The sequence below is a fragment of the Streptomyces sp. NPDC034103 genome (genome assembly GCF_055575395.1).
The window spans coordinates 177331-189760 of sequence record NZ_JBVISS010000001.1 but is presented as its reverse complement, the minus strand read 5'-3'; the positions used below and the strand labels follow the sequence as shown (position 1 = coordinate 189760).

The window sequence follows — 12430 nt, the reverse complement described above, 5'->3', positions numbered from 1 at the left end:
GAGGTGGCAGGACGTATGAGTGACACGGCCGTGGCGGCCGAGCGGGCGACGGAGGCGGTCTCCGTGCGCCTCGCCGCCGTCTTCCTGCCCGCGGCCCTCCCGCGCGAGGGCCGGATGGCCTTCTGGGACCCCGAGGGCGGACCACCGCCCGAGGGCCACACGGATCTCACCGTCGTACGACCCCATGGCGCCCAGGTGCGCCGCAGGACCACCCCCGCCCTTGAAGTGCCCCTGGGCGAGGCACTGCCCCTGCTGGTGAGGGCCCGCCGCGACCCCGCCGCCCACCCGGCCACCGCCTGCTGGGGCGCGGCCGCCCTGCACGCACTGCGGCTCACCGCGCGCGGCCGGCTGCTGCCCGGCCTCACCCCCGCGGGACACGACGCCTGGCGGGCCGGCCCCCTGCACCCCGACGACATCGCGCACCTGCGCGCGATCGCCGCCGCCCTGCCGTACGAGGGCCACGCGGTCCCGCTGCCCGGCCCCGGCCCGCTCCGGCTGCCCGAGCCGGAAGCGCTGATGCGCTCCTTCCTGGACGCCGTCGCCGACACCCTCCCGCGCACCCCCGCCGCCCCCCTCGCCTCCGGCCGCCCCTTCGCCGACCGCCGCCCCCAGCATCTGCCGCACGCGCACGAGTGGGCCGCCGAGGTTGCCGCCGGCATGGACGCGGGCGTGCGGATCTCGCTCCGCCTCGACCTGGCGGCGTCCGACCTGTTCGACGAGGGCCGCCGGGCCCGCGGCGCCGGCGCCGCGATCGTCCAGGTGCACAGCCTCGCCGACCCCACCCTCGTGGCCGACGCCGCGACCCTGTGGTCCGGCGAGGCGGACGCCGTGTTCGGTCCACGCGCCCAGGTGGACGCGGCCCTCGCGGTGCGCCGCGCGGCCCGCGTCTGGCCGCCCCTGGACCGCCTCTCCGAGCAGGACGTGCCCGACGTACTCGCCCTGTCCGAGGAGGAGTTGGGGGACCTGCTCGGCATCGCCGCGACCCGGCTCGCGGCGGCCGGGGTCGCCGTGCACTGGCCCCGGGACCTGGCCCAGGACCTCAGCGCGGCCGCCGTGGTACGCCCCGCACCGGGCTCGGCGACCGACGGCACCGGCTTCTTCGAGAGCGAGGAACTGCTCCAGTTCCGCTGGCAGTTGGCGCTCGGCGGCGACCCCCTCACCGAGGCCGAGATGGACGCCCTCGCCGAGGCCCACCGCCCGGTCGTCCGGCTGCGCGACCAGTGGGTGCTGGTCGACCCGGCGCTCGTCCGCAAGGCCCGCAAGCGCGAACTGGGCCTGCTGGACCCGGTCGACGCGCTGTCCGTCGCGCTCTCGGGCACCGCGGAGGTCGACGGCGAGACGGTCGAGGCGGTACCGGTCGGCGCGCTGGCCGCGCTGCGGGACCGGCTCACGGCAGGCGTCCGGCCCGCCGACCCGCCCGCGGGACTGCACGCCACGCTCCGCGACTACCAACTCCGCGGCCTGGCCTGGCTCGACCTCATGACCTCCCTCGGCCTCGGCGGCTGCCTCGCCGACGACATGGGCCTCGGCAAGACGATCACCGTCATCGCCCTGCACCTGAAGCGGGCCCGCCGCGAACCGACCCTGGTGATCTGCCCGGCCTCCCTCCTAGGCAACTGGCAGCGGGAGATCACCCGCTTCGCCCCCGGCGTTCCCGTCCGCCGCTTCCACGGCCCCGACCGCACCCTGGACGACCTCGACGGCGGCTTCGTCCTCACCACGTACGGCACCATGCGGTCGACGGCGGCGCGACTGGCCGAGCAGCCCTGGGGCATGGTCGTCGCGGACGAGGCCCAGCACGTGAAGAACCCCTACTCGGCGACGGCCAAGGCGCTGCGCACCATCCCCTCACCCGCGCGCGTCGCGCTGACCGGGACCCCCGTGGAGAACAACCTCTCCGAACTGTGGGCCCTGCTCGACTGGACCACCCCCGGGCTCCTCGGCCCCCTGAAGTCCTTCCGCGCCCGCCACGCGCGCGCGGTGGAGAACGGCGAGGACGAGGAGGCGGTGACGAGGCTGGCCCGCCTGGTCCGCCCGTTCCTGCTGCGCCGCAAGAAGTCCGACCCCGGCATCGTCCCCGAACTGCCGCCCAAGACGGAGACGGACCACCCGGTCCCGCTCACCCGCGAACAGGCCTCCCTGTACGAGGCGGTGGTGCGCGAGTCGATGCTCGCCATCGAGACGGCCGAGGGCATCGCGCGCCGGGGCCTGGTGCTGAAGCTCCTGGGCGCGCTGAAGCAGATCTGCGACCACCCCGCGCTGTACCTCAAGGAGGGCGCCGGCGCGGCCGACCGCCTGGCCGTCCGGTCCGGCAAACTCGCCCTCCTCGACGAGCTGTTGGACACCCTGCTCGCCGAGGACGGTTCGGCGCTGGTCTTCACGCAGTACGTCGGCATGGCCCGCCTCATCACCGCCCACCTGGCCGACCGCGCGGTCCCGGTGGAGCTGCTCCACGGCGGCACGCCGGTGCCGGAGCGCGAGCACATGGTGGACCGCTTCCAGAACGGCGCGACCCCGGTCCTCGTCCTGTCGCTGAAGGCTGCGGGCACCGGCCTGAACCTCACCCGCGCGGGCCATGTCGTCCACTTCGACCGCTGGTGGAACCCGGCCGTGGAGGAACAGGCCACCGACCGCGCCTACCGCATCGGCCAGACCCAGCCGGTCCAGGTGCACCGCCTCATCACCGAGGGCACCGTCGAGGACCGCATCGCCGAGATGCTGGAGGCCAAGCGGGCGCTGGCCGACGCCATCCTCGGCTCCGGCGAGGCCGCGCTCACCGAACTGACGGACCGCGAACTGTCCGACCTGGTCTCCCTACGGAGGACGACATGACCCCCCGCCCGGCGGACGAGGCACGCCGGGCCCTACGGGAGGCGCTGGAACGGCGCGGGGAGCAGGGGCAGGGCACGGGATCGGCGGGGCCTGGGGAGTCGGAGGCGGTGTCGGAGGGGGAGCGGCCGTTCCACGATGGTCCGGCGGGTACGGAGTCAGGGGCAGGGGCCGCGTCGGAGGGGGAGCGGGCGGTTTCGGTGCGTCCGGAGGGCACGGGGCCCGGGGCGGCGGCTGAGGAGGAGCTGACGGGGCGGGTGTTTTCCACGGGCGCGGGGTCCGGGGCCGTTTCGGTGCGTCCGATGGGCACGGCGTCCGGGGCAGGGGCTGAGGGGGAGCGGGCGGTTTCGGTGGGTCCGGAGGGCACGGGGTCCGGGGCGGCGGCTGAGGAGGAGCTGACGGGGCGGGTGCTTTCCACGGGCGCGGGGTCCGGGGCCGTGTCGGAGGGGGAGCGGGCCGTTTCGGTGCCTCCGGAGGGCATGGCGTCCGGGGCAGGGGCTGAGGGGGAGCGGGCGGTTTCGGTGGGTCCGGAGGGCACGGGGTCCGGGGTCGCGTCCGAGGGGGAGCTGACCCCTTCGGTGCGTACGGAGTCCGGGGCAGGGGCCGAGCGGGGGCGGACGGATCCGGCGCGCCCCGCAGGCACGGCGCCCCAGGGCGCCGTGCCGGGCGGTGCGGCCGAGCCCGAGGCAGGTCGGTGCGAGGGGTCGGACGACCGGCGTCCGGAGTGCCACGGGTCTCGCCCTGCCGACGTCGCCCGCGCGGCACTGCGGCGTGCCCTGGCCGAGCGGCGCGGGGCAGGGGCCGGAGGCGAGGCGGGCGCCCCGGACACCGGCGACCGCGCCTCGACCGAGGGGTCCGGCGATGACGACACGACGTCGTCGAGTGGACCCGGTGGAACCCGGCCTCCGGCGACCGTGGAATTCGGTCAGCAGACCGGCGTGCCCGGCGACGAGACGAAGCCCGCCCCGCTCGCCGGGGAGAGCGACGGCGGAGGCGACGACCGTCAGGGCGCGCGGCCCGCGGACCGGGTACGCGAGGCCCTGCGCGCCGCCCGTCAGGAGTCGCGGCAGCTCCGGGGGGACGGCACCGGCACGGGACAGGAGGGCGGGGCCCGGCCACGCCGTACGGCACTGGTCACCCCGGTGCGTGGCGCCACGCACGGCCGTACCGCCGCCGAACGAGCCCGTGCCGTACGGGAGTTGACGGCCGACGCCTTCCGGATGCCCAGCGACGAGAGCGAGCCGGCGGCTCGGGACACCAGCCCCGCCACGAACCAGCCGAGGCCGGCCGAACGGCCCTCCACGACCCCGGAACCCCAGAACCACACGGCCCCCGACGCCCCGAACCCACCCGCGACCACCAGCTCGCACGGACCCACGACCGCCAACCCACCGGCGGCCACGCCCTCGAACGTACCCGCGCCCACCCCTGGGCCCGCTGCAGCGGCCGCCCCCTCGGACGCACCCGCGCCCACCCCACCCCCCGCACCAGCGCCCATCCCTTCGAACGCACCCGCACCCGCCCCCTGGCCCGCTACAGCGGCCGTCCCCTCGGACTCACCCACACCCGCCACCCCCCGTCACCCCCGCTCCATGGCCGCCCCCGGTCGGGACGGGGAGTTGCGCCGTACCTTCCCGGCGTTCGCCGCGCGGGCCGCCGGTGAGGGGGAGGGATTCGCCGAGACGTGGTGGGGCAACGCGTGGGTGGCGGCTCTGGAGGAGGGCGCGCTGGACGCCGGGCGGCTGGCGCGCGGCCGCGCTTACGCGGAGAAGGGGCACGTCGACGCGATCACTGTGACGCCCGGCCTGGTCCTCGCGTACGTGCAGGGCAGCCGCCCCCGCCCGTACCGCGTGCAGGTGCGGCTGCGGACGCTGGACGACGCCGACTGGACGCGGTTCCTGGACGCCGCCGCGGAGCGGACCGGGCACATCGCCGCCCTGCTCGACAAGGAGATGCCGCACTCCCTGGCCGAGGGCGCCGTCCGGCTGCTCCCCGGCCCCGGCGACCTCGAACCGCAGTGCAGCTGTCCCGACCGCGGCCACCCCTGCAAGCACGCCGCCGCCCTCTGCTACCAGACCGCCCGTCTGCTCGACGCCGACCCCTTCGTCCTGCTCCTGCTGCGCGGCCGCGGCGAACGCGAGCTGCTCGACGCGCTGTCGAGGCTGAGCGCCGCCCGCGCGGCCCGCGCCGCCCAGGAGAAGGGACCGGCGCCGCTGCCCGGCGTACGCGCCTCCGAGGCCCTCGCGCCCCGCCGGCTCCCGCCCCTGCCCGCCCCGTTGCCGCCGCCCCCGCACCCCGAGCAGCCCCCGGTCTACCCGGCCGCCCCGGGCGGCCCGGACCCCTTCGCGCTGGACCAGCTGGCCACGGACGCCGCCGGACGCGCCCACGCGCTGCTCGTCACCGGCCGTGACCCGGTCGCCGAACTGACACTGTGGCAGGACGCGGTGCGGCTGGCCGCGGCCCGCCCCGGATCCGGTCTCACCGCGGCCACCCGCTCGCTCTACGCCGCGCTCGCCGCCGCGGCCGATCGCACCCCGGCCGACCTGGCACGGGCCGTCGCCGCCTGGCGGCAGGGCGGGTTCGAGGGCCTCGCCGTCCTCGAAGAGCCCTGGGACCCGCCGGCCGGCCGCTTCGACCGGGCCCGCCCGCTGCTGCTCGCCGCCGACCTGCCGGCCTTCCGCCCCTGGCGCAACCGCCTGACCCACCCCCGCGGTCATGTCCAACTCCGCCTGGGACGCGACGGCTTGTGGTACGCCTACGAGTCCGACCCCGGTGCCGACGACTGGTGGCCCCGTGGCACCCCCGACCTCGATCCGGTCGGCGCCCTGACCGGCCTGGGGGTCTCGCCGGAAGGCTGACCGGGTGCACAGGACACGGTTCACGCGACGACCACACACAGTCCGCACAGCGACCGCGCCGTCAGGCGGCGCATGAGCCACTAAGATGCCGCGATGTCGCTCTGCGGCACGACAACCGGCCGAGGACGAACGGGGGAAGCGGTATGGCAACGGGGGGATGGGGTCCGGACACGGGCCGGCACGGCGGCACCGGACCAGGGGCACAGGGCTGGGGCCCGCCGCCCGGCAACCCGTACGTACCTCCGCAGGCGCCGCACCCGTACCCGCCCCAGCACCCGTACCCCTACGTGCCCCCGGCCCCCGTGCCCGCGCGGGCACCGCGCCGTCGCAGTCGGCTGTGGTTCCTCTCCGCCCCCTATCTGGTCGCCGCCGTCATCCGCTCCGCGCACCGCGTCGCGACCCGCCTCTTCGTGCAGGAGGGCTACGGCCGGATCGAGGACCGCACCGTGGACCGCGTCCAGGTGGCCCGCTCGGTGCTCGGCGCCGCCGCCACGGTCGGGCTGTTCCTGGCCTACGGCGTGGAGCGGAACGGCTGGGAGGACGTCGCGACCGGCGGCGTCGCCAACATGATCATCGCCCCGGTCCTGCTGATCGTCGGCGGCCCGCTGGTCGTCCTCGGGTTCTTCTACTACGCGCCCCCGCACCTGCGGCCCCACCTGCGCTCCAGGCTCCGGGCCCCGTTGAAGGCGGTCGGCTGGTACCTGCTGACCGTGCTCGTCCTCGCGGGAACCCTCCTGGGCATGGGTCAGGCCTCCCAGGCCGACGTGCGGGGCTGGCAGGGCTTCCTGGTGGGAATCGGGGGGCTGGCCGTGCTGGGCTGGGGCATCCCGTTCTTCCTCCTGGCGTCGCTGTACTCCGCGCGCAGCGCCTTCAACACCGCCCACGTCCATCCGATACTGCCGCCCGTGGTGACCGTGGCCCTGGTGTGGGTGCTCGCGATCTTCAACCTGATCGACAGCGGGATGCCGCAGGGCCCGCCGGCCGTGCAGTACTGCTCCCTGCTCGGCGGCCCGCTGTCGGTGACGGCCGTCTCGCTGTGGGAGATGCGCAGGATGCGGACCCGCTACGGGGTGACCGTGCGGGCCGAACCGACACCCGTGCCCGTCGCGCGCTGAAGGCGCCGTGAGGGTTCACCGGTGAGATGCGGGAGCCGGGTGCGGGGAGTGGGGGCCCACGGACGAGCCCGCCGGGAACGGCGGTTAGCGTGGTGCGGTGAGTGAGACGCAGACCCCCGCCCTCCAGTACCGCCTCGACGGCCCGGACGACGCCCCGGTCCTCGTCCTCGGCCCCTCGCTCGGCACCACCTGGCACATGTGGGACCGCCAGGTCCCCGAACTGGCCCAGCAGTGGCGGGTCTTCCGGTACGACCTGCCGGGGCACGGCGGCGCCCCCGCGTACCCCGCGGGCTCGGTCGTCGACCTCGCCGCCCGGCTGCTCGCCACCCTCGACGGCCTCGGCATCCAGCGCTTCGGCTACGCGGGGTGCGCGCTCGGCGGCGCGGTCGGTCTCGAACTGGCCCTGCGCCGCCCGGAGCGGATCGCCTCGCTCGCGCTGATCGCCGCGTCGCCGAGATTCGGCACCCCGGACGAGTTCCGGCAGCGGGGTGTGATCGTGCGGACCAACGGGCTCGACCCGATCGCCCGTTCCTCGCCGGACCGCTGGTTCACCGGCGGGTTCGCCGCCGCGCAGCCCGCGATCACCGACTGGGCCGTGCAGATGGTCCGCACCACCGACCCGGGCTGCTACATCGCCGCCTGCGAGGCCCTCGCGGCCTTCGACGTACGGGTCGACCTCACCCGGGTCGGCGCGCCCACCCTCGTCCTCGTCGGCTCCGACGACCAGGTCACCGGCCCGGCGGAGGCCCGTACCCTCGTCGCCGGCATCCCCGACTCGCGGCTCGCCGTGGTGCCCGGCGCCTCCCACCTCGTACCGGTGGAACAGCCCGCGGCCGTCACCGACCTGCTGGTGCGGCACTTCTCCACCGCCTGGCAGCCCGCGTTCGACCCCGCCACCGGCCAGACGGCCGTCCCGGCGGCCCCGGCCAAGGCGGGGCCCGCCGCGCCGCAGCAGCCCGCGCCGATCGCCGAGATCGCCCCCGCCGCCCCCGTGCCGGTCGTGGGCGGCGGACGGCCCGACCCGTACGACGCCGGGCTCAAGGTGCGCCGCGAGGTCCTCGGGGACGCGCATGTCGACCACGCGCTGGCGCAGGCGGACGAGTTCTCCGGCGACTTCCAGGAGCTCCTCACCCGCTACGCCTGGGGCGAGGTCTGGGACCGCCCCGGCCTGGACCGCCGCTCGCGCAGCTGTGTCGCGCTCACCGCCCTCGTCGCGGGCGGCCACCTGGAGGAGCTCGCCTTTCACGTCCGGGCGGCGCTGCGCAGCGGTCTGACCCCGGTCGAGATCAGGGAGGTGCTGCTCCAGACGGCGGTCTACTGCGGGATGCCCGCCGCCGGCCGCGCGTTCACGGTGGCCCAGCAGGTCGTCCGCGAGGAGACGACCCCGCAGGAGTGAGCACCCGCCCGGCCCGAACGGCAGGATGGAGTCCATGAAGCTCACGAAGAAGTCGCATGCCTGTGTCCGCCTCGAGAAGGACGGCCGCACGCTCGTCCTGGACCCGGGAGGGTTCAGCGAGGCGGACGCCGCGGTCGGCGCGGAGGCCATCCTCGTCACCCACGAGCACCCCGACCACTTCGACGAGGAGCGGCTGCGCGCGGCCATGGAGGCGAACCCGGCCGCGGAGATCTGGACGCTGAGGTCCGTCGCGGAGAAGGTCTCCGCCGCCTTCCCCGGCCGCGTGCACACCGTCGGCCACGGCGACACCTTCACGGCGGCCGGGTTCGACGTCCAGGTCCACGGCGAACTGCACGCCGTGATCCACCCCGACATCCCGCGCATCACCAACGTCGGCTACCTGATCGACGGCGGCCGCGTCTTCCACCCCGGCGACGCCCTCACCGTCCCCGACCACGCCGTGGAGACGCTGATGCTCCCGGTCATGGCTCCCTGGAGCAAGATCTCCGAGGTCATCGAGTACGTCCGTGAGGTCAAGCCGCAGCGGGCGTACGACATCCACGACGCCCTGCTCACCGACCTCGCCCGCCCGATCTACGACAACCAGATCGGCGCCCTCGGCGGCTCCGAGCACCTGCGTCTGGCGCCGGGGGAGAGCGCGTCCGTGTGAGTGTCAGTGGGGCCCGGTAGGTTGTCGGACATGCGCATCGCGACCTGGAACGTCAACTCGATCACCGCCCGCCTGCCGAGGCTCCTGGCCTGGCTGGAGAGCAGCGGCACCGACGTGCTCTGCCTCCAGGAGGCCAAGCTGGCCGAGGAGCAGTTCCCGTTCGACCAGCTGCGCGAGGCGGGCTACGAGGCGGCGGTGCACGCCACGGGCCGGTGGAACGGGGTGGCGGTGATCTCCCGGGTCGGCCTGGAGGACATCGTCAAGGGCCTGCCCGGCGACCCCGGCTACGACGGCGCCCCCGAGCCCCGAGCCATCTCGGCGACGTGCGGCCCGGTCCGGGTGTGGTCGGTGTACGTGCCGAACGGCCGTGAGGTCGGTCACCCGCACTACGCCTACAAGCTCCAGTGGTTCGAGGCTCTCAAGGCGGCCGTCGCGGGCGACGCGGCGGGCAGCCGCCCGTTCGCGGTCCTGGGCGACTTCAATGTGGCGCCGACCGACGACGACGTCTTCGACGTGGCCGCCTTCGCGGGCCTCACCCACGTCACCCCCGCCGAGCGCGCCGCCCTCGCCGCCCTGCGCGAGGCGGGCCTGTCGGACGTGGTCCCGCGCCCCCTGAAGTACGACCGCCCGTTCACGTACTGGGACTACCGCCAGCTCGGCTTCCCCAAGAACCGCGGTATGCGCATCGACCTGGTGTACGGCAACGAGCCGTTCGCGAAGGCCGTCTCCGACGCGTACGTGGACCGTGAGGAGCGCAAGGGCAAGGGTGCCTCGGACCACGCCCCGGTCGTCGTCGACCTGGACGTGTAGGGGGCCTGCAGCAGCCCCAGGGCAGCATCCGTGCCGGGTGGGCCGGGGGTCGAACCGGTGCAGGGCGCTCACCCCGCCCGTGTCGGTCAGGACCCCGTCGCCGGGGTGGCGGTCCGAGACCACACGGTTCGCGGAGATCCCCTGGTCGAGCACGCCGTAGTGCGGCACCACGCACTGTGCCGGCAGCACGTCGGGCCAGCGCGGGTCGGCGTCCACCGTCGAGTGGTCCCCGTCCGTGATCGAACCCCCGAGCAGCACCACGGACCCCGGCCCGCCGCCCACGTCCACGCCGGCCAGGAGCGGCCGACTGGTGATCACACCGGTGTACGCGGTCGCCGAGCCGTCCGCCGTGTGGTCGCCCGGCTCGCTGACGTACGACCGCTGCTGCGCGAGCCGGTGCACCGGAGCCGCCGTCACCGTGCCCGGCAGATGGAAGCTCACCAGCAGATCGGCGTCCGCGGGCACGTCGAGGCCGAGCGGATCGCTGAACGCCTGTACCCCGGCGGGCAGCGCGACCGCGGCCGCTTCCACGGAAGGTCACCGGCTCGGGCATGTCCCGGGCCGCCGCGCCCGTCGCCCGCACCGCCACGGTCGCGCTCCCGATCCGCACCGGTGCAGCCGCGAAGGTGTTGTCGAACCGCAGGCGCACCCGCGGCCCGCCCACCGAGGTGTGCACGACGAGCCGCAGCGTGCGGTCGCGCCACGGACCGACGGACGGGTAGCCGCCCGTCGCGGTCGCCCAACTCCCGCTCCAGCCGGGCGTGTCGGCCCGTACGGACACCGCGAACACATGCAGCGAGGGCGCGTCGGGCAGCCGCACCGAGGTGACCTGACGCCCACGCGCCAGGGGCACGGTCACGACCTACAGCCGTGCCTTCTCGGTGAGTTGGCCGCCGGGCGTGTTCACATGCGGCAGCGCGACCGCCTTCGTGGCGAGCGGGCCCGTGCGCCAGTCGGGGGCGGTCAGGCGGTAGGAGGAGCCGCCGCCCCGCGCGTACGACACCCGGCCCGAGCCGCTGACTTCGGTGCCCGCCGTGCCGGCCACCAGGAAGGCGAGCGAGTCGCCACGGCCGTGGACGCGCACGGTCTGACCGGCGGCGCGTACGTTGTCCGGCGCGCCCGCCCGGCCGCGCGGCCAGGTCAGCCGGGCGCCCTGGACGGTCAGGGCCCGGCCGGGCGTCCTGGACGGTCAGGGCCCGGCCGGGCGTCCAGCCCGCGGCCGCGAGGTCCCCGGGCCGACAGCGAGGCGCCCGAGCCGTCGAGGTCCGCCTCCCCGGGACGGGCGTCGTCGCTGACCGCCGTGTTGTCGAAGAGCCGCTCCAGCGGCACCGGTTCCCTCCGTGAAGGCAGGGAGGCGCAGGGGACGCGTCAACGAGCCATGCCCGAACCCGGCGTGAAGTCGCCCCGGATCGGCGGTCCGCGCGCGCCTGTGGTGCGGGGGCGCATGCCAATGACACGCTGGGCATATGAAGATCCCTTTTCTGGGCAACCGGCGCAAGGAAGCCGAGGCGCACGACGCCGAGGGCATCGCCGAACTCCTCGCCGAGTGTGAGCTGCTGCGCCACCAGGCGCACCGCGACGGTGTCCAACTCAACGACACCGTCGACTCGTTGGAGGCCCTCGACCAGCTGGTGCCGCGCTGGCGGGACGACGCGGAGGCGCTGGACTGGCTCGGCAACGACGCCGGGCTGTACCTCGGGACGGTGATCGTGCGGACCGTGGCGGGGGCCCGGTGGGAGATCCGCCCCGACGGGCAGCCGGTGATCCGGCTCGCCTCCGGCCGGGAGTTCGACGTCGTCGCCGACGGGCACGAGTGGGCGGCGAGCGGGGTGCCCGAACTCTCCCAGCTGTACGCCGAGGTGGCGGAGTCCTAGCGCACACATAAGTGGGGCGTAAATACGGCTAATGCCCGAAAAGTGCGTGTCGTGTACTGACTCCACTCTTGTGTGGATAGTTTGCGGCAATCGCGAGACAGCTGAGAGTGGGTAGGGCTGGGCATGGCCGTCGATCCGTTGATCGAGCTGCGTGACGTCAACAAGTACTACGGGGAGCTGCATGTCCTGCAGGACATCAACCTCACCGTCGGCAAGGGGGAGGTGGTCGTGGTCATCGGCCCGTCAGGGTCGGGAAAGTCGACACTGTGCAGGACGATCAACCGGCTGGAGACCATCCATTCCGGCGAGATCCAGCTCGACGGACAGCCGCTGCCGGAGGAGGGCAAGGGCCTCGCGAGGCTCCGCGCCGAGGTCGGTATGGTCTTCCAGTCCTTCAACCTGTTCGCCCACAAGACGGTCCTCCAGAACATCTCGCTCGCGCAGATCAAGGTACGCGGGCGCAAGAAGGACGAGGCCGACCGGCACTCGCGGCAGCTTCTGGACCGGGTGGGCCTCGCCGACCAGGCGGACAAGTACCCGGCGCAGCTCTCCGGCGGCCAGCAGCAGCGCGTGGCCATCGCCCGCGCCCTCGCCATGGAGCCCAAGGCCCTGCTCTTCGACGAGCCGACCTCGGCCCTCGACCCCGAGATGATCAACGAGGTCCTGGAGGTCATGCAGCAGCTCGCCAGGGAGGGGATGACCATGGTCGTCGTCACCCACGAGATGGGCTTCGCCCGCTCGGCCGCCCACCGCGTGGTGTTCATGTCCGACGGCCGGATCGTCGAGGACCGCACCCCCGAGGAGTTCTTCACCCACCCCGACAGCGAGCGTGCCAAGGACTTCCTCTCCAAGATCCTCAAGCACTGACCGGGGGAGCG

General features: G+C 74.7%; 8 protein-coding genes and 1 pseudogene. 8 read left to right on the top strand and 1 reads right to left on the bottom strand.

Translation table 11 applies throughout. From position 1 onward, the window contains the following. Positions 1-15: 15 nt before the first annotated feature. The 6 genes from ACZ56U_RS00840 (at position 16) to ACZ56U_RS00815 (ending at position 9678) form a co-directional block, all read left to right on the top strand. Positions 16-2832 (top strand): DEAD/DEAH box helicase, encoded by a 2817-nt coding sequence (locus ACZ56U_RS00840; RefSeq protein WP_469081864.1) that lies wholly within the window; start codon positions 16-18, stop codon positions 2830-2832. Positions 2833-3743: 911 nt separating this feature from the next. Beyond that, positions 3744-5687, top strand: a complete 1944-nt coding sequence (locus ACZ56U_RS00835) for an SWIM zinc finger family protein (RefSeq protein ID WP_469081863.1) — start codon at positions 3744-3746, stop codon at positions 5685-5687. A 143-nt stretch (positions 5688-5830) separates the two neighbouring features. Then, on the top strand, positions 5831-6802 hold the full coding sequence (locus ACZ56U_RS00830) for a hypothetical protein (protein ID WP_469081862.1): 972 nt from the start codon (positions 5831-5833) through the stop codon (positions 6800-6802). A 97-nt stretch (positions 6803-6899) separates the two neighbouring features. Continuing rightward, positions 6900-8198 carry a bifunctional 3-oxoadipate enol-lactonase/4-carboxymuconolactone decarboxylase PcaDC gene (pcaDC, locus tag ACZ56U_RS00825; protein WP_469081861.1) on the top strand — a complete coding sequence of 433 codons (1299 nt, stop codon included), beginning with the start codon at positions 6900-6902 and terminating at the stop codon, positions 8196-8198. A 34-nt stretch (positions 8199-8232) separates the two neighbouring features. After that, on the top strand, positions 8233-8868 hold the full coding sequence (locus ACZ56U_RS00820) for an MBL fold metallo-hydrolase (protein WP_469081860.1): 636 nt from the start codon (positions 8233-8235) through the stop codon (positions 8866-8868). A gap of 30 nt (positions 8869-8898) precedes the next feature. Next, the gene (locus ACZ56U_RS00815) at positions 8899-9678 is read left to right on the top strand and encodes an exodeoxyribonuclease III (protein ID WP_469081859.1); all 780 of its coding nucleotides are present in this window, start codon (positions 8899-8901) and stop codon (positions 9676-9678) included. 48 nt (positions 9679-9726) lie between these two features. On the opposite strand, the pseudogene ACZ56U_RS00810 reads toward ACZ56U_RS00815, so the two are convergent. Then, positions 9727-11028, bottom strand: a pseudogene (locus ACZ56U_RS00810) (SGNH/GDSL hydrolase family protein); the annotation flags it as partial. Between the two features lie 116 nt (positions 11029-11144). Between ACZ56U_RS00810 and ACZ56U_RS00805 the strand changes: the two are divergent. Both ACZ56U_RS00805 and ACZ56U_RS00800 read left to right on the top strand, forming a co-directional pair. Next, complete coding sequence (locus ACZ56U_RS00805; RefSeq protein WP_469081858.1) at positions 11145-11552, top strand: DUF6278 family protein; 408 nt, start codon at positions 11145-11147, stop codon at positions 11550-11552. A 123-nt stretch (positions 11553-11675) separates the two neighbouring features. Further along, the gene (locus tag ACZ56U_RS00800) at positions 11676-12419 is read left to right on the top strand and encodes an amino acid ABC transporter ATP-binding protein (protein ID WP_469081857.1); all 744 of its coding nucleotides are present in this window, start codon (positions 11676-11678) and stop codon (positions 12417-12419) included. Positions 12420-12430: the final 11 nt, after the last annotated feature.

Coding starts and splice junctions, on each gene's coding strand:
- ACZ56U_RS00815 (WP_469081859.1), top strand. CDS start 8,899: ATGCGCATCGCGACCTGGAACGTCAACTCGATCACCGCCCGCCTGCCG.
- ACZ56U_RS00820 (WP_469081860.1), top strand. CDS start 8,233: ATGAAGCTCACGAAGAAGTCGCATGCCTGTGTCCGCCTCGAGAAGGAC.
- ACZ56U_RS00840 (WP_469081864.1), top strand. CDS start 16: ATGAGTGACACGGCCGTGGCGGCCGAGCGGGCGACGGAGGCGGTCTCC.
- ACZ56U_RS00830 (WP_469081862.1), top strand. CDS start 5,831: ATGGCAACGGGGGGATGGGGTCCGGACACGGGCCGGCACGGCGGCACC.
- ACZ56U_RS00805 (WP_469081858.1), top strand. CDS start 11,145: ATGAAGATCCCTTTTCTGGGCAACCGGCGCAAGGAAGCCGAGGCGCAC.
- ACZ56U_RS00800 (WP_469081857.1), top strand. CDS start 11,676: ATGGCCGTCGATCCGTTGATCGAGCTGCGTGACGTCAACAAGTACTAC.